Annotated in this window: 20 protein-coding genes and 1 pseudogene; 4 read left to right on the top strand and 17 right to left on the bottom strand. The window is 52.9% G+C overall.

The annotated features are described in order from the left end of the window. The 8 genes from AQR02_RS07140 to rpmG form a co-directional block, all read right to left on the bottom strand. On the bottom strand, positions 1–701 hold a 701-nt coding region (locus tag AQR02_RS07140; protein ID WP_054939992.1), incomplete at its 3' end, for a GNAT family N-acetyltransferase. Between the two features lie 22 nt (positions 702–723). Continuing rightward, positions 724–1143 (bottom strand): DUF6157 family protein, encoded by a 420-nt coding sequence (locus AQR02_RS07135; protein WP_054939991.1) that lies wholly within the window; start codon positions 1141–1143, stop codon positions 724–726. A 164-nt stretch (positions 1144–1307) separates the two neighbouring features. After that, positions 1308–1577: a 30S ribosomal protein S14 gene (gene rpsN / locus AQR02_RS07130; RefSeq protein WP_054939990.1), complete on the bottom strand. Its 270-nt coding sequence runs from the start codon at positions 1575–1577 to the stop codon at positions 1308–1310. 38 nt (positions 1578–1615) lie between these two features. Continuing rightward, entirely contained in the window at positions 1616–2695 is a 1080-nt protein-coding gene (locus tag AQR02_RS07125; protein ID WP_054939989.1) for a metal ABC transporter substrate-binding protein, read from the bottom strand. Positions 2696–2728: 33 nt separating this feature from the next. Further along, complete coding sequence (locus AQR02_RS07120; protein WP_054939988.1) at positions 2729–3592, bottom strand: metal ABC transporter permease; 864 nt, start codon at positions 3590–3592, stop codon at positions 2729–2731. Then, entirely contained in the window at positions 3538–4245 is a 708-nt protein-coding gene (locus tag AQR02_RS07115) for a metal ABC transporter ATP-binding protein (RefSeq protein WP_054942019.1), read from the bottom strand. The genes AQR02_RS07120 and AQR02_RS07115 overlap by 55 nt, the downstream gene beginning before the upstream one ends. Positions 4246–4440: 195 nt before the next feature. Beyond that, positions 4441–5649: a GTP-binding protein gene (locus AQR02_RS07110; RefSeq protein ID WP_054939987.1), complete on the bottom strand. Its 1209-nt coding sequence runs from the start codon at positions 5647–5649 to the stop codon at positions 4441–4443. Positions 5650–5700: 51 nt separating this feature from the next. After that, entirely contained in the window at positions 5701–5850 is a 150-nt protein-coding gene (rpmG, locus tag AQR02_RS07105) for a 50S ribosomal protein L33 (protein ID WP_054939986.1), read from the bottom strand. 217 nt (positions 5851–6067) lie between these two features. Here rpmG and AQR02_RS33685 point away from each other — a divergent pair. From AQR02_RS33685 to AQR02_RS07090, 4 genes and pseudogenes are all read left to right on the top strand, one after another. Then, positions 6068–6568, top strand: a pseudogene (locus tag AQR02_RS33685) (GTP-binding protein); the annotation flags it as partial. 316 nt (positions 6569–6884) lie between these two features. After that, positions 6885–7112 carry a GTP-binding protein gene (locus AQR02_RS33680; RefSeq protein WP_342447475.1) on the top strand — a complete coding sequence of 76 codons (228 nt, stop codon included), beginning with the start codon at positions 6885–6887 and terminating at the stop codon, positions 7110–7112. A gap of 30 nt (positions 7113–7142) precedes the next feature. After that, on the top strand, positions 7143–8132 hold the full coding sequence (locus tag AQR02_RS07095) for a permease (RefSeq protein WP_054939984.1): 990 nt from the start codon (positions 7143–7145) through the stop codon (positions 8130–8132). A 31-nt stretch (positions 8133–8163) separates the two neighbouring features. Continuing rightward, positions 8164–9042: a TIGR03943 family putative permease subunit gene (locus AQR02_RS07090; protein ID WP_054939983.1), complete on the top strand. Its 879-nt coding sequence runs from the start codon at positions 8164–8166 to the stop codon at positions 9040–9042. Here AQR02_RS07090 and AQR02_RS07085 read toward each other — a convergent pair. From AQR02_RS07085 to AQR02_RS33015, 9 genes are all read right to left on the bottom strand, one after another. Then, positions 9035–9430 carry a NusG domain II-containing protein gene (locus AQR02_RS07085; RefSeq protein ID WP_054942018.1) on the bottom strand — a complete coding sequence of 132 codons (396 nt, stop codon included), beginning with the start codon at positions 9428–9430 and terminating at the stop codon, positions 9035–9037. The genes AQR02_RS07090 and AQR02_RS07085 overlap by 8 nt on opposite strands. A gap of 88 nt (positions 9431–9518) precedes the next feature. Further along, positions 9519–9707, bottom strand: a complete 189-nt coding sequence (locus AQR02_RS07080; protein ID WP_054939982.1) for a DUF6954 family protein — start codon at positions 9705–9707, stop codon at positions 9519–9521. Positions 9708–9740: 33 nt separating this feature from the next. Continuing rightward, complete coding sequence (locus AQR02_RS07075) at positions 9741–13205, bottom strand: PAS domain-containing hybrid sensor histidine kinase/response regulator (RefSeq protein WP_054939981.1); 3465 nt, start codon at positions 13203–13205, stop codon at positions 9741–9743. A 214-nt stretch (positions 13206–13419) separates the two neighbouring features. After that, the gene (locus tag AQR02_RS07070; protein WP_054939980.1) at positions 13420–14052 is read right to left on the bottom strand and encodes a hypothetical protein; all 633 of its coding nucleotides are present in this window, start codon (positions 14050–14052) and stop codon (positions 13420–13422) included. Beyond that, positions 14049–15269 carry an ABC transporter permease gene (locus AQR02_RS07065; RefSeq protein WP_054939979.1) on the bottom strand — a complete coding sequence of 407 codons (1221 nt, stop codon included), beginning with the start codon at positions 15267–15269 and terminating at the stop codon, positions 14049–14051. The genes AQR02_RS07070 and AQR02_RS07065 overlap by 4 nt, the downstream gene beginning before the upstream one ends. Beyond that, positions 15266–16141, bottom strand: coding sequence for an ABC transporter ATP-binding protein (locus AQR02_RS07060; RefSeq protein ID WP_054939978.1), 876 nt, complete (start codon positions 16139–16141; stop codon positions 15266–15268). The genes AQR02_RS07065 and AQR02_RS07060 overlap by 4 nt, the downstream gene beginning before the upstream one ends. A 38-nt stretch (positions 16142–16179) precedes the next feature. Further along, entirely contained in the window at positions 16180–16473 is a 294-nt protein-coding gene (locus AQR02_RS07055) for a hypothetical protein (RefSeq protein ID WP_054939977.1), read from the bottom strand. Then, complete coding sequence (locus AQR02_RS07050) at positions 16436–17053, bottom strand: RNA polymerase sigma factor (protein WP_082451702.1); 618 nt, start codon at positions 17051–17053, stop codon at positions 16436–16438. The genes AQR02_RS07055 and AQR02_RS07050 overlap by 38 nt, the downstream gene beginning before the upstream one ends. 84 nt (positions 17054–17137) lie before the next feature. Then, positions 17138–17376 (bottom strand): hypothetical protein (locus AQR02_RS33015; protein WP_209444132.1); only part of this gene is annotated, 239 nt, incomplete at its 5' end.

Raw genomic sequence — 17376 nt, 5'->3', positions numbered from 1 at the left:
GTCATATAGGGCGGAAGCACCGCTGTTTTCCATGACCACTTGCAGAAAAGAAGCCGTAGCCCCTGCATTTTCCCCCAGTGCAGAAGTCCCGTGACCAGTTCCTCTGCCAGCCCTTGCCTGCGGTAAGCGGGAGCTGTAATAATATCATACAGACCAATATACCCATGCTGAATCACACCCAGTCCGCAGGCAGCCGGAACCCCGTCCTTCAACAAGAGCGCATAACCCTGCTGTAAAAAGGAGGCTCCCAGCATACGGCATAGAGTATCCCGCTGTTTGCTGTTCAGCTTCGCTTGCTGTGAGAACGCGCCAAGCCACTCTTCTGTCATTTCCCCGCGGATCAGCAGGGGGTACCGTCTCTGCAATGGCGGCAACTCCTGAAGCTCCCGGACACGGACCGAAGAGGGGCTGTCTTTCAGGTAGCCAAGTTCGGTCAAAAGGGCATCCAAATCGGCCGGCCGGGTATACAGAGTGATTTTGAATACAGGCTTCAATCCCGCTCTTTCGTAATACTGCTCGGCTAGCTGTATCTTGTGCTGCACATCCAGCCCCTGCTCGTACTTCGCCGGCCCGAACAACGGATTCACTGAGTTGGAACGTTTGGTATATCCTGCGGCGGTCCGTAGAATCCAGCCTTCAAGCAATACGCTTTGCTCCGCCGGCCAGGTGTTCAGTGTAAGCTCTTCAATAGTCTTGTACATGCTCCCCCTTCTCCCCTTGGCTTCAGTTTCGGTTGCTCCGCATAGCAATAAGCAGTGTTAGCCCATCACCCGTTCTGGAAATAAACTGGTTATATTCCGGCGATTCCTTGGCGTAGAGCGCAATTTTTCCATCTTCGTTATAATGGATGCCCCAGCCGAATCTCTTCGGCAGCATAGATGCCCGCAGACAGGGATGCTTCTTGGAGAACAGTTCTGCCCATATCTCATTCTTGCGGGCGGTCCGTTCTTCCTCAGGAATTTGTTTATGACGCATATGAATTTCATACAGCAGCTCTTCGTGTGTGTACTTGTATGGAGCGCCTGCAAGCAGCTCATACTGGATGACATGCGCAGGCGGCAGCGGCCGGGAAGTCACCGGAACCACTCCCGTTTCCACCGGGCAATCTGCTGAAACACGAATAAAGGTATTGATATAGCTCATCCTTCAGCCTCCTTCCGGCACAGCTTGTACAGTTTTGTCTACTATCTTAATTCACCGGGCTTGTTCAAGCAAAGCTTTAACGCACAGCGAAGAACGGCCAGTATCCGGTACCCCGGGACGTTGGCCGCTCTTGCTGTATTTTATATGAAGCTTGTCTAACCGGACTACCAGCTAGATTTGGTTACACCGGGAATTTGTCCTTTCAGTGCCAGATCACGGAAGACGATCCGCGAAACCTTAAATTTGCTTAGATAGCCTCTGGGTCTTCCCGAGACGGTGCATCTGTTCTTTTGCCGGGTGGCTGAGGAATCGCGCGGGAGCTTCTGAAGTCCCATATAATCCCCCTGCGCCTTCAGTTCTCTGCGTTTATCCGCGTATTTGGCAACCAGCTCCTGACGTTTGAGCTCCTTAACTACTTTAGATTTCTTTGCCATACCGTGTATCCACCCTTCCTATTGAATATAAGTAATGCCTACTCATTTAACGCCGTCTTCAGTGCTTCAAGATTCTGGCGCATAATCGCGACATAATCCAGTTCATTGCTGCGGTCCTCATCGGTTAAGCCCTCAATCGGATTCAGCACAGCCGACTTGGCTCCAATTTCCTGGGCAATAGTGTCTGCTACACTGGAGGAGACGAGGGTTTCAAAAAAGATCGTCTTTACATCATGCGCCTTCGCAAACTCAACGATTTCAGCCATTTGGGCGGCTGAAGGCTCCTGTTCCGGCGACAGGCCGGCAATTGGCACTTGTGATAGACCATACTCCTTAGCAAGATAGCCGAAGGCCGCATGCTGTGTAATAAAATCCGTGCGCTTTGTACCCGCAAGCCCATCTTTGAAGTCCTGATCAAGCTGTTCCAGCTTAGCGACATAGCTGTCAGCATTGGTCTGGAATGCAGCGGCATTCTCAGGAGAGGCAGCGGACAACGCTGCTTCAATGGTACGGACCTCTTTGATTGCCAGGGAAGGTGCCAGCCAAACATGGGGATCTAGTCCGCCATGGTCGTGATTATGACCCGGTTCTTCTTCAGCATGAGCTTCATCCTCATGTTCATGATCTTCGCCGGCATGATCATGGTCATCCGCTTCTCCTTCGGCATGTGGCTCTTCCTCTTCTGTACCTTCAATAATATTCAGCCCCTTGCTGGCTTCCACCGTGACCAGTTTGCTGCCAGAGGCACTGTCAAGCACCTGCTCCACCCAGCCTTCCATGCCTGCTCCATTGTAGATGAGCACATCGGCACCGGTAATTGCCGCCATGTCCTTGGCGGTCGGCTCCCAGTCATGCGGCTCGATTCCGGCAGGGACAAGCGTCTCCACATCGGCGAGATTGCCAACGATGTTTTTAGTGAATTCGTACATCGGATAGAAACTGACTTTAATATTCAGCTTATCCGGGGCGGCAGAGCTGGTCTCTTTAGCGGATAAGCTTCCATTAGCGCCTGTATTGCCGGCATTGTTTGCAGAGTTGCTGTTGCTGCCGCAGCCCGCGGCAATCAAAAGGGCAGACAGGGATAGAACAGCAAGATTTCGGATTCGAAAAGTTAACATGAGAGATAACAGCTCCTTTTTCTTCAATGATATCTATGTTTTGGAATGAATTTCGAGTTGCTTCAAAGGTCTTCCATATTTGCTGCGGCGGTGCTTCAGCCTGAGCAGCTTCTGAACCCCGATTGCGGTCAGCAGGAATATAAGCAGAATAAGGGCAATCGTACCTCCCGGAGGCGTATTGATGTAATAGGACGCAGTCAGACCGCTGAAAACTCCGAGCAGACCTGTGGACACAGCAATTAGTATTGCGGCAGTGAAACCGGAAGAGATGCGCAGAGCGATCGATGCCGGGAGCACAATCAGTGCGGACACCAGCAGTACACCGACTACCGGCATAGCTGCAGCAACTGTCATTCCCGTAAGCACGGCAAATGAAAAGGACAGCAGCCCTGTATGAACACCGCTGATACTGGCGGTTTCTTCGTCAAAGGTGAGGCTGTAAAGCGGCCTGCGTAAAACGATGAAATATAGCAATCCGGCGGCGGCAACAATCGCGATAAGCTTCAGCTGGGTATCGCTGACGGCTACGATAGAGCCAAACAGGTAAGAGCTGAAGCTCTTGCTCAGATTCTGCTTCAGGCTCATAAGTACCACCGCGAGCGCCAGCCCCGAAGTCATGATAATCGCTACCGGAAGCTCACTGTATGTACGGTAGGAACGGCGCAGCTGCTCGATGACGATTCCGCCGGCGACGGCAACCGCAAAACCGCTGAGTGCCGGATTCAGCTGCAGCACCGAACCCAGCGCTACCCCTGCAAGCGATACATGCGACAGTGTATCGGCCATCAGCACCTGGCGGCGCAGCATCAGATACACCCCAAGCAGCGGACCGATCATCCCAATCAGGCCCCCGGCCCAAAATGCGCGCTGCATGAATTCGTAACTAAACATATCCAGCCCTCCTGCTCCTTTCGCTCCAGGCTGATGATGCTATCCAGATAGGGGCTAGTTTCTTCCAGGCCATGAGTGACCATTATCACGGTTCGGCCATGCGCATTTACATAATGACGCATGAGCCCATAGAAGCCGGTACGGCTCTCCAGATCCATGCCGGTTGCCGGTTCGTCCAGCACCAGCACCTGCGGCTGCTGGGCCAGCGCCCGGGCGATACAGATCCGCTGCTTCTGCCCGCCGGACAATTCACCGATTCTGCGGTTGCGGTATTCCCACATATCCACCTGCCGCAGGCAGCGCTCCACAAGCGCCTCCTGCTCCTGCGAGAAGCGCCGGAATAGTCCCAGCCGCCCGTAGCAGCCGGAACGGACCAGCTCAATAACTTTGCTGGGAAATCCGGCATTGAAGGATGCAACCTGCTGCGGAACATAGCCGATTTCAAGCCTGCCATCCGCAGCCAGCTCCTTGTTCAAGGTTACCGTTCCGCTCCACGGCCGGAGCAGTCCCAGCATTAGCTTAAGCAGTGTAGTCTTCGCCGCCCCGTTCGGGCCGGTAATCCCGATAAACTGCCCGGCTTCAATATCCAGTGAGAGGCGGTCAATGACCGGATCCTCCCCGTAACCAAATACCACATCCCGCATCGATGACAAAATCATAGAGCCGCCTCCCAACTTAATAGTAATAATTACGCATTAACCTCACTGATATTATCGTAATAATTACGATTTGTAAACCAAAATCAGCAAATTAATCGTAAAATTAACGATTAGACCGCCAGGCAAGGCAGCAAAAAGCCGGAATCAAAGCTAACGATTCCGGCCCGTCTCGGACTTCCTCCTGAACTTACAGTCCTATTCCTGAGCTGCCGCGAGCAGCTCCTCTGCCGGCCAGGGCAGCGGATTATTGAACTGCTCCCAGTCCTGCTGCATCTCTTCTGTGGTCAGCAGACATCTGTCGAGCCGTGCCTCCAGCACGGCGCGGTCCATACCGACACCAATAAACACGATCTCATTCATCCGGTCTCCCCACTGCCCGTCCCATTTGTCCTTCACATCCGGCTCATTCTCCAGCACCTCAAGCTGCTGCGCTTCCGGCAGTGTGGCCAGCCAGTAGCCGGCAGGCCCGAACTGGATCGAAGGCCCGGCCTGGCTTAATGTCGCGGCAAGGTCTCCCTTGGCGGCAAGCCAGACCAGCCCTTTGGCGCGCACAACCTCTTCCGGCCAGTTACTGAAGAAGAAGCTTAGTCTCTGCGGATGGAACGGCGTTCTGCGCCGGTAGACAAAGGAACCGATACCGTATTCTTCTGTTTCAGGCGTATGGCCGTCTTTATTCAGCTCGGCGATCCAGCCGGAGGACATGCTTGTTGTCTCAAAATCAAACAGCCCCGTATTCAAAATTTCCTTGGGATCCACCGCGCCTTTAACCGTGCGGATAATCTTGGCGGACGGCTGAAGCCTGTGAAGCACAGCCTCCAGCTTGTTCAGCTCCTGCTCTTCCACCAGATCACATTTGTTCAGCAGCAGCACGTCACAGGTCTCAATCTGGTCTATCAGCAGATCGACAATATCACGGTAGTCACCTTCTCCGGCAGTCATGTTACGGTCGATCAGACTGTCGCCTGAGGCAAAGTCATGCCAGAACCGGTTGGCATCAACCACGGTAACCATCGTATCCAATCTGGCCAGCTCTGTAAGATCAATATCCAGCTCCGGATTGGCGTAAGTGAAGGTCTGGGCCACGGGAACCGGTTCGCTGATGCCGGAGGATTCGATCAGAATATAATCGAACCGGCCTTCGGCGGCCAGATTGCTGACTTCACGCAGCAGATCATCCCGCAGGGTGCAGCAAATGCAGCCGTTAGACATTTCCACCAGCTTCTCTTCCGTCCGGGAGAGTGTGTTTCCGGATTTCACCAGATTAGCATCCACATTCACCTCGCTCATGTCATTGACAATGACCGCTACCCTCAAGCCGTCGCGGTTATGCAGAATGTGATTCAACAGTGTGGTTTTGCCGGAGCCGAGGTATCCGCTCAGCACAGTTACAGGTATTTTCTTCATCGGTTTGCTCCTTACCTTAGCGTAGTTTTATTCTACTCATCACCTAAAGCCTCAGCGTGTCTCACGGTGCAGCGTAACGCGCTTGAGACGCGGACAATACTTCTTCATTTCCAGCCGTCCCGGATGATTTCTCTTATTCTTGGTAGTGGTATAGTTGCGGTCGCCTGTTTCTGTACAAGCCAAAGTTATAACTACTCTCATTGTGTTCAGCTCCTTATATTTAATCGTAATAATTACGATTTACACATCATACAGGTTATATTATCCCGGTGTCAACCGTCTGCGGCAGAAAATTTCTATTACCGTTACAAGGGACTCTCTTAGAATTGTGGTCTTTCTGTCCGCCAAATGACGTATAGATGGAATTATGAAACTATGATTCTTGCAGTTACAAACAACAAAAGCGGGAGTGTGGACCATGAAGATACCAGTGATGATATTGAGCGGTTTTCTGGGGAGCGGGAAGACAACCCTCCTGCTCACCCTGCTGAAGGAGAGCAAGGTACGGGGGCTTAATCCGGGTGTAGTGATGAATGAGCTGGGGAAACGCGATGTGGACGGATATATTCTGCAGGAGCATACAGGCACAACGGTGGAAAAGCTGCTGGACGGCTGTGTATGCTGCAGCCGCAAGGAGGACCTGCCGAGGAGCCTGAATGCCCTGATGGCCCGGCGGCCGGATATAATCTTTGTTGAACTAACCGGGGTTGCCGACCCCGAAGAAATTGCCAAATCGCTGCAGTCACCTCCGCTAAACGAGCGTCTTGTGCTGCATTATACAGTTACGGTGCTGGATGCGGAGAATGTACTGGAGTATAACAGCCGTTTTTCGGCCGATAAGCAGCTGATCCGTACCCTGCGCAAGCAGCTGAGCGGTGCTGACCTGCTGATCGTCAATAAATCGGATCTGGTGGAGCCGGAAACGTTATGGAGAATTGAAAAGACCGTCCGTAAGTATAACGCGGATTCGGAAATCGTCTTTACCCATTACAGCGAAATTAATCTGGCTCCGCTCTTGGCCGGAATCACCCAGCAGGCGCCCCGCATCGCTGCGGCACAGCGCAGTTCCCGCAGCATTCATGGAGTTCCGCTGGAACGTATGAATTCAGGACAGGCCAGGGGAGCAACTGCTGTACAGGAGCCTGATACAAAAGCTGACGCTTCTTATTCTCAAGTAACTGCCGTCACACTGACCTTCCCGCAGGCAGGAGAGCGGAGCATCCGCAGGGGGGGAGCTGGAGGCTTTCTTCCGGGAATGGGGCAGCACCCTGGTAAGGGCAAAAGGTCATGTCCGTCTAGCAGAACAGGAGCAAGAGCCCCAGCCCGTTCAGCTTGTCCAATTTGCCGGAAACCGCGTAACCTGGGAAACCTCACGGTATCCCGGCTTGCCCTATATCGTATTCATCGGTCTTAATCTGGATGAGAAACGTCTGGCCGAGGGCTGGAATGCACTGTTCGCCTAAAGCAAAGACCGGGAAGGAGCCAATCCAGCCTTGACAACCCTTTTGCCGCTCAAAATCCTGCCGCTGCTTGTTCCCGCCGTCTTCCTGATCATCTTCGGTATGGTCTGGCTGCCGGAACATCCGGAGCTGCTGGACAATGCATATATGGACACCTTCAAAACATCCTTTATCGGCATATTGCTGGAAGCTCTGCCATTTGTGCTGCTGGGGGCGCTGCTCTCCTCGCTGCTGAGGGTATTCGTACCGGACGAATGGATCTCGCGGTGGGTTCCGCGGCGGCCGGTTCCAGCGATTCTGTTCGGCTGTCTGCTCGGCATTATTTTCCCGGTCTGCGAATGCGGGATGATCCCGCTTGTCCGCCGCCTGATGCACAAGGGAATGCCGCTATATGTAGCCATTGTGTTCATTCTGTCCGGCCCGATTCTGAATCCCGTCGTCTACGGGGCAACACTGACCGCCTTCCGCTCTCATCCATGGCTGGCTTATGCGCGGATGGGACTGGCTTTTGCCGTGGCAGCAGGGATCGGACTCATCATTTACGCTACTGTCCAAAAATCGCCGCTGCGCCTGTCCATCAAACGGGAGACTGCCGAACCCCATCAGCTCCGTACGCGCGGAGGCCGGCTGGTCTCGGTCCTTGTACATACCTCGGACGAGTTTTTTGAAATGGGCAAATATTTAATCATCGGCTGCCTGCTGACCTCCGGCATTCAGACTTTTATGAATCATGGCAGCCTGGCCGCCATCGGAGAACAGCCGCTCGGCGCCTACCTGTTCATGATGGGACTCGCCTTCGTGCTCTCCCTGTGCTCGACCTCAGATGCCTTTGTTGCGGCCACCTTCCTGCATACGTTTCCTGCAGGTTCCCTGCTCGCCTTCATGGTGCTTGGGCCGATGCTTGATTTCAAGAATTCACTTATGCTGCTGTCGCTGTTCAAAACCAAATTTGCATTGTACCTCTTCTTCCTCATCTTCTCCGCCGTGTTCACCGGCTCTGTACTCGCTTCATTGTGGCTGTGAGAAATGCTTACAAAATTTTTAGGAGGTCCACATGAATGACCCGCGAAGCATCCGCATGCATTATCTGCTCAGGGCGGTCCTTCTGCTCGGTTTCGCGCTGTATATCGGACATTTAAGCCAGCAGGATGCGCTGCATTATTATGTTGCGCCTAAGCTGGCGCGCTGGATCAGGCTTTGTCCGGTGCCGCTGTCACTGATGGCTGCGAGTCTCAGTCTGCAGGCTTTATTCGGCAAAAGCAGCGCACTCTGCGACTGCGAGCACCAGCTGCCCCGTTCTCTCCTGAGAAGCAGTGCCCTCTACGGCCTGTTCCTGTTCCCCCTGCTGCTCGGCTTTCTGCTTCCCGACCGGGCGCTAGGCAGCGAAGCAGCTGCAAGAAAGGGGATCTCCCTAACCTATGTCCTGCCTGAAACCGGGAGAGAAGAGCGCTTTACCGCTGTTAATCCTTATCAGGCTGAGTTCGCCGAACTGGCCGGTAAGCTGTATAAGCAGCCGGTGATTAACGTATATCCGGAGATCTTTTCGGAGACATTCGGCGCAATTGATCTGTACAAGAAGCAATTTGAGGGTAAGGAGATCAGCGTATCCGGATTTCTGTACCGTGAGCAGCGGGCGGGCAATTACACCTATGCCATTAGCCGCTTTCTCGTTCAGTGCTGTACAGCGGACGCGACCCCTTTTGGCATCCTGCTTGACCCGCAAACGCAAATAAGCCTGCCCGCAGACACCTGGATTGAGGTACGGGGCAAGCTTCATGTTGCAGTATTCGAAGATCAGGAGATTGTGATGATTACGCCGCAAAGTCTGACACCGATCCCTCAGCCTTCAACACCCTATGTGTACACCAGCGCCGACTCCATAGCAGCCTGGGAGCAGCTCCCGGTTAGCCCGGTAGAGAACGAAGCTAAATAACCGCATCCAGCTCTTCGTCATCATCAACCGATTTGTGCGGATTGATCACCTCAACCATCAGGCGGGCCGGAATGCAGATAATCTGCTGTTTCGGCCTGGAGATGAACCCCATCTCCATTGCAATAGGCAGTGGTGCATCCGAATAAGTCATCTGAATGCCGTAGTCATATACTTTAAGCGTGTTGTGGCCAAACTTGGTCTTGATATCGATCGTTTGCTCTTCTTTGGTCAGTGCGATAGTTTTGTAGGCTTTGCCGTTCACTGTAATCACAGCTTTCAAATCACCCTGCGCATATTGCTCACCCCGGACACTTATCCATTTGACCCCATAGATGGAGCCTGCGAGCAGCAAAACCAGCACAATGATCATAAAATCACCGCGTTTCATTGTATGCAATATTATTCCCTCTCGCTGACTTAAATTTTATATCGTAATTATTACGAATATTATAAATATAGTCAGCCGAGGATCTTTGTCAACGATTGCGCAGCCTTTTCAGCACACTCCGCAGCCAAAGCGTAATTAGCACATAGATCAGCAGCACTACAACCAGTGTTACCATCCGTTCAGCTGTAGAACCATCCGCGAACAATACCGGTCCCAGCCCGAAAAAAGTAACGATCAGGTACAGCAGAGCGAACAGTATATAAAGGAGCCATTTCACGTAGAGACCCTCCCTTCACAAGGGTAGTATACCCTATCTGCGGATTTGGGCTGACCATTCCCGCAGCACCCTGTCCAGCTCCTCCGTACGAATCGGTTTGGAGATGAAGTCCTGCATGCCTACTTTCAGGCACAGCTCCCTGTCTTCTTTTTGGGCAAAAGCCGTAGCCGCTACAATCACCGGATACAGCCCGTGCTCCTCCCTTATTTTCATGGCAGCCTCGATACCGTCCATCAGAGGCATTTGAATATCCATAAAGATCAGATCATAATGATGCGAGCGCACCGCTTCAACAGCCTGCTGACCATTCAGAGCCACATCGGCAGCATATCCCCGTTTCTTCAGATAGACCTGTAAAATTTGCAGGTTCACCGGATGATCTTCGGCAATCAGAATCGAGAGCGGTCCAAATTCGCCTGCAGAGTACTCTGTACGTCTGTTCTTCACTTTTATCTGTTTATCACCGGTGCCTGCAGTAATGATCCCCTGGGCAGACTGCTGAGGGATTAATGCTTCAATGGTGAAGTAGAATTCCGATCCCTCATCCTCCCGGCTGTCTACCCCAATCGCTCCGCCCAGCAGCTCGACCAGCTTTTTGCTGATCGCAAGCCCCAGTCCAGTCCCGCCATACTTGCGGTTAATGGATGGATGCAGCTGGGAAAAGGATTGGAACAGCAAGCCTTGGCTCGCCTGCGGAATGCCAATTCCGGTATCCTTTACTGTGAACTTGAGAATCGCTTGCCCCGGTTCCCTGAGCGCTTCCAGCTTCACAGAAAGACTAACTGACCCTTCTTCGGTAAATTTCACTGCATTTCCTACGAGATTAATAAGAATCTGGCGCAGCCGTCCTTCATCGGTTACCAGAAGCTGCGGAAGCGCAGGATCAATGTCTGCATGCAGATTAAGGCCCTTTTCCTTTACCCGGGGGTAAAAAATTTCGGTGACATGGGTCATAACCTGGCGGAGATCGACCACCTGCTGCTCGATAGACATCATCCCCGCCTCAATTTTGCTGAAATCAAGCACCTCATTCAGAATAAGCAGCAGGGCTGCGCCGCTTTTATTAATGATTTGCGTATAATATTGCTGCTCTTCACTCAGTTCCGTTCCGGCGAGCAAATCGGCCATCCCGATAATCCCGTTCATCGGTGTGCGCAGCTCATGGCTCATGATCGCCAGAAACTCTGATTTTGCCCGGTCCGCCTGCTCCGCCGACTCCTTGGCCCGCACAATAGCCTTTTCCTCGGTAATGTCGCGGAATACCACTACAACGCCCTTGCGTTCCCCATTGTCGAACAGCGGGGTCATCCGGTATTTGACCAGAAAGCTGGAGCCGTCCCGTCTCCAGAATACCCCTTCCTTTTCTTCGTAGGATAGATGCTCGGAGAACCATTCCGGCAGTGTCTTGCCGCCTCCCGGGTAGGGCTCGCCGTCCAGCCAGGTCTGCTGTATCGAGTGCAGTGCAACGCTTCCTCCCAGCTCCCCCGGTCCATAACCCAGCATTGCAGAAGCAGCGGGGTTAATGAACACCGTTTCACCTTCAAGACTCATCCCGAAAATACCCTCGGTGACCGAATTCAGGATCAGCGCATGCTCATAGCTAAGCTTCTCGATCTGCTCCAGATGGCGTTTGCGCTCCGTAATATCGCTCGTGATGGCAAATACCCCGACAACCCGGGAGTCCAGCAGAATCGGTACATAAATCATACTTACCTCAACAGCATGGCCGTCCCTGTGAATCAGCCGGCTCTCAAAGCTCTGAGCCACTCCGCTGGCAGCGAGCTTGAACCGGTCTGACACAAAATCCAGTTCATCCAAATCAATAAGCTCACTGTAGGACGAATGCAGCAGACTCTCGCGGGAATAACCGGTCAGATACTGCAGACTGGCATTGAGCGATTGAATGCAGCCCTCCAGATCCATCGCAATAATTGCGGAGGGATTATATTCGAACAGGGATTTGTAGCGGTTCTCACTTTCCATCATTTTCAGCTCATACTGCTTGCGCTCCGAAACATTGCGTGTCACGCCGATGATTTCGGGTGCCCCCCCAGTCCCTGAGGTGATATGGCGAAGCGTGGTCTCCACCCACATATACGTACCGTCCTTACACCGGAACCGGAAAACGAGCGGTTCAAGCTGCTTCCCGTTCCCGCCTTCGACCCGATATCCCTGCACCCTGTCTTTATCTTCCGGATGAACATAACTCATCCCGGCGGTACCTACCAGTTCTTCCGGGGTATATCCGAACATCTGCTGGCATACCGGGGAAGCATACAGATATGTGGCCTCCTCATCCGAGGTATTCCTTGTAATGAAATCCTGGGTATTCTCCGAAATCAGCCGGTAATTGTGCTCGCTTTCCCGCAGCTGCGCCTCCATCATCAGTTGTTCGGTCACATCCTGAACCACACCGCTGATATAGCGCATACTCCCTGTAGCATCCAGCGCTGTTTTCCAATGGGCATCAATAAATTTCTTCACACCGTCAGCTGAAGTAATCCGGAACACCTTGTTTCCGCTTCCCCCATGCTCCAGACCATCCAGCATCGCCTGAATTACCCCGGGCAAATCCTCCGGATCAATGCAGCTCAGAATAAGCTTAGGGTCATATAAGGAATGGTTGCTGTTATCATCTGTATGTCCGAAAATTTGGCGCATTTCCCTTGAGGCGGTCAGCTGCTTGCCTGCATGATCCCACTCCCAGGAGCCCATCTTCGCCAGGAACTGGGCATTCGCCAGCATCTCTTCGTACTTCTTCCGCACTGTAATATCCCGGGCAACCGTCAGTACCTGCTCCACTTCACCGTTTGAATTGCGCATCACCTGAAAAGAGCTCTCAATCCACAGATAATCCCCGTTTTTATGCCGTACTCTGCGGGTAAACACATCGCTGTCGGAAAAGAGCTTCCCCTGCTCCCTCATCTCATGGGCGTCTTCCTCATGATAGAACTCCGGCCTTTTTTTGCCGATCGTTTCTGAGGCGGGATATCCCAGCATTCTCTCTACAGAAGGGGATACATAAAATATGGTGCCGTCAGGATAAGCCAGAGAGATCATATCCGGTGTATTTTGCGTAATCAGATTATAGAGATTATGCTCCTCCCTGATCTTCTTTTCCGCCTGCTCGCGTTCCGTAATATCGGTCAATTCCGCAATCATATATGTAGGGGCTACCGCATTCTCCTCAAAGGTTAGAAATAAATGCAGTGATACCCAGAACATTTCTCCGTTTTTATGCAAAAACCGTTCTTCGCTATCTACAGCCGCACCAGGGCTTTGCAGCAAAAGCTTCATCACCCGGTCCTGATCCGCCCGGTCCTTTTCTTCTGCACAAGCAATATCCATATACCGGAGACCTATAAACTCCTGCTCCGTATATCCGAACATCTTGCATAAGGCAGGGTTGGCCAGCCGGATCGTCCCGTCCTCCAGGGAAACGACGGCAAATCCTGTAGAAGAGCGCAAATATAGTGTTTTATAAAGAATGTCGGACAATGATAATGCCTCCTCTGTAAAAGTCGGGGGGTCTTAAATTATAAACATTATACCTTTTTTTCGGCCAACACGCCCTAGATATGAAGTCCTGTAAACTACGGCTGTTAAAGGACAGAAAAAACCGCCCCTTTGTCACCGGAATGACTGTATGGCGGTCAGATATAAGTATTATGTTGTTTCGTTCTTCCAAGAACTGCCGGAACTCCTGATGCTTTTAGTCCAGTTTTCGGACCGGCAGCAGGAAGGCGCAGAATACGGCCAACACACAGGACAATCCGGCTAGCAGCAATTTATCAGAATTCCAACTGCCGTTCACGAGCCCAAACAGATAAAAATGTCCGGTCAGGCGGCCTTTAGTCGTGAAATCGAGCAAATACCAGGCAAAACCGGCAATATACCCTCCAGAAGTGTTGCGAAACAGAAGCGTGGCTGTCATACCTGTAGAACCGATAGCCACTGCGGTAATAGTGACCCCTCCGATCATAGGCCATAGGTCGAAGACCGCGCCGCGCAGCTGCAGACTGCTGAAAAAAATAGCGATCAGCAGACAGACAAACAGCGTGGTCAACAGCCAGCGGTACAGGAAGATGGGGTGAGGACGCAGCCTCTTGGCGTAGAGCACCTCACCAATCCCCCCTTCTTCGAGCATAGCCAGGTGAGGATACACAAGAAGACCCAGGAAGCTGACCAGCAGCTCTCCCAGCCTGGCGGCCTGCCCCCATTCCATCATTTCAGGATCCATGAAGAATGGCACAGCGGACAGCAAAAGGGCGGATAGTAGCCAAGAATACTGGGCGGTCAGCTTAAGATTGTACCAGCTTAAGCTCCGGAGTGTCTGAGCGTTCATGCTGCCGCCTCCGCCTTGCCTTTTCTTCCAGCGGTTGTCTTACTCCGTCCCCGTCCGGAATCCGTCCGGCTGCGGTTTCTTTCCCACAGCAGGGCGGCTCCGGCTGTCAGTAGCAAGGCAAGCAGCAGATAAAAGCTGCGGTTTAGTGCGATCTCACCAGCCCATTGTCTATATAAATCGTAATCATCCGGCGAATTAAAGCGGATAAACAACCGGTATAGTCCATAAGAGCCCATAAGCGGCAGCACGGAAATAAACCACCAGACAATCTGTAAGGCAATCGGCGCAACTGCTCTGCGGAACAGCATCGAACCGAACATGCCGAAAGCAATTGCAGTCCAAACTGTAGGAAGCAGCCACCAGGCTGTGTATCCGAGGAAGATGATAATCGCTTCGAAGGTTTGACCCTCAAGGTCCAGGGCATTCACGGTCTGCCAGCCGCCGGCGACAGCAAGAACAAGATAAACGATCGAGAGCATGATTCCAAGCGCAAAAAACTTTGAACCCACGTAAGTCCACGGTGAAACCCGGCGGCTGTAAATCAATTCGCTCATCCGGCTGGAACGGTCGCGCAGCAGCAAAAAAGCTGACAGGAATACGGGAAAGATCCCGGCCGGGAGCGAGAGATAATCGCTGAAATAGCGCGCTGCTCCGGGGAGCAGCTCTCCCGCTTCCACCTTCTCGTTGTAATGCACCATCGCCTCCTTTTGGGCAGTCACGGCCTCCTCGTAGGATTCGATAGGAGAGTCGAACTCATCGAAGCCCCGCTTGTATTTGCTGTTCCCTCCAAGCTGTGTATTCAATTCGTCGGAAATTTTTAAGACATCCTCTACCGTGTGCTTATCCGGAGCCTGGAGGATGGAGTCCAGTGCGGAGACGGCTGTTGTGAGAGCGGCTTTGTCAGCCTTGTCCAGCTTACTCTCGACTAGAAAGCCGATTCTCAGCTTGGTCGTTGATCCGGCATTCAGATCCCAGCCAATCTCGGTCCTCATCCGTTTCGCAAGCTCAGCGGAATTCCCGGGCAGCTTCCATCCGTAAAGAGGATGCTCCTTCGTACCCATATTTTGCGGTGCAGTGGCGGAAGGCGCAGCAAGCTCGCTCCAGGTCTGCTCTGCGGCATATTCAGTGAAGTAAAAGAAGCAGGCCACAAGCACAAATACATAAAAGACCAGACTGCGCAGAATCATGCGCATCTCTTTCCCGACTAGCCCGATCATACGAAGGATTCCTCCCTGCGCATCAGGTAAAGGTAGGCGTCCTCGATGGACGGCACGGCCTGCTGCGCTTCCGGATAAGGCTGCTGATCCGCGAGAACACGGATGCGCATTCCGCCTCCTTCCGGCACAGCAGACAGCACGGGAAAGCGGTCGTGTTCCCGCTCCCACTGCGACCGGTCAAGCTCCGCCGTCCAGACGCGACCGGCGGCAGCACCTGTCAGGTCGCCAACTCTGCCGTGGTAGCGCAGACTTCCCTGATGCAGCACAGTCATCTGCTCACAGGTGGATTCCACGTCCTCGACTACATGCGTGGACAAGAGAACGATCCTGCCCTCAGCGAACCGGCTCAGCAACCGCCGGAAGCGGATCCGCTCCTCCGGATCAAGCCCCGCCGTCGGCTCATCGACAATGAGCAGCTTCGGCTCATGCACCATCGCCTGGGCGACACCGAGGCGGCGTTTCATTCCGCCCGAGAGCGCTTTTACCTTGGTCCGCCGCTGCTCACTCAGATTCACCTGCTCCAGCAGCTCGTCAATTCTCTGCTTACGCTTCTGGCGGCTCTTCATCCCGGACAGCAGCGCAAGATAATCCATTGCTTCCAGGACGGACATCCCGGGATAAAAAGCAAACTCCTGCGGCAGATAACCGACAAGCTGGCGGATCTGCGCTTTATCCGTTAGCGGGACACCGTCAATTACTGCTCTCCCGGAAGTCGGTGTAAGCAAGGTGGCGAGCAGCCGCATCAGCGTGGTTTTACCTGCTCCATTTGGTCCAAGCAATCCGTGTATCCCTTCGCCTACCCGGAAGCTGACAGCGTTCAGCGCCTGCTTATTCCCATATGTTTTGGTTAGTTGTTCGATGTTAAGCTCCATTCTCCCTATCTCCTCTCCTTCACATGCTTTGAATTCCGTCACTTATCGTTGTCCGCTCTCCAGGCCAATTCCGTTTTTTCCACTAGCAGACCTGCTCCGAACAAGAGGAGTGACAGCAGAAGGACCAGCGGCTGATCCATCCTTCCGGCCCGGATAAGTAAAAAGACAACAGCGGCGACAAACACAATTCCCGCAAATTTAGTATTTCTCTGCCGGCTCAGCCGCCGGCTGTTTCGCTCTACCTTCTCCGCTTCACGCTTATCAAATTCCAGCAGACGGGCTTTCCGATACACTTCATCCAGAAACGCTTGATCTTTTTCGCTTGACTTCATACTCCCACTCCTCCTTCTCGTAGATCTGTCTGAGTTTTTTACGCGCCCGGTGCAGGAGCACCTTAAAGCTTACCGCTGTGCGGCTCATAATAGCCGCTGCCTCCGTATAGGACAGTCCGCTAATATCAACAAGATAAACTGCTGTCCGGTAGTCCGGCTTTAGATGCTGCATCCGCAGCTGCCATTCCCTGTTTTCCTCATGGACAATCGCTATCTGCTCGGGATCATGCAGCGCCTGCTGCTGCAGCCCGCCCGCTTCAAGAGTGAGATGAGTTGAATAATTCCGGGAACAGGCGGGATCAGTCCAGCTGTAGGGACCCGCTTCTATCCGCCGGACGCGCTGTCTTTTGCGAAGAGAGTCAATGCTCCTGTTGCGGAGGAGGGTGAATAGATAGGTTTTAAAAGAAGCGCGGTAATCATATTTTTCCGGATACACCAGCAAATAAGCGAAGCAGTCCTGAGCCAAGTCTTCGGCTGTGTGATAGTCCCCGGTCAGATGATAGGCAAAACCTACTGCCGGCTTCCGGTATTGCCGGACCAGCCGCTCAAAAGCTTCCCGCTCCCCCTGGCGGAACCGCAGTAGTACAGCTTCTTCATCATCCGCCGGAACGGCAGGCTTATTTCCCGGGGTGGAGCTACCGTGGTCCCTTCTAGGTCCGTCCGTTCAAATCCCCTCCTCTCTGCATTCCTTCTGCTTCTTATTCGTCCAGGCCCTCAAAATAGTTACAGTATTTCGATAAAAAGTTTTCATGCGAAGCAGAGCGGCGGTCTTTTTGTGCCCGAAAACATGAAAAAACCCTTCGTCAGAAGGGTTTAGTTGAAACTTTTGATGCGGTCGAGAGGACTCGAACCTCCACGATATTGCTACCACACGGACCTGAACCGTGCGCGTCTGCCAATTCC

Source organism: Paenibacillus ihuae, from assembly GCF_001368795.1.
In the GTDB taxonomy this organism is placed as follows: domain Bacteria; phylum Bacillota; class Bacilli; order Paenibacillales; family Paenibacillaceae; genus Paenibacillus_AQ; species Paenibacillus_AQ ihuae.
Note: the sequence above shows the minus strand (reverse complement) of the source record. Positions and strands in the feature narration are given on the sequence as shown.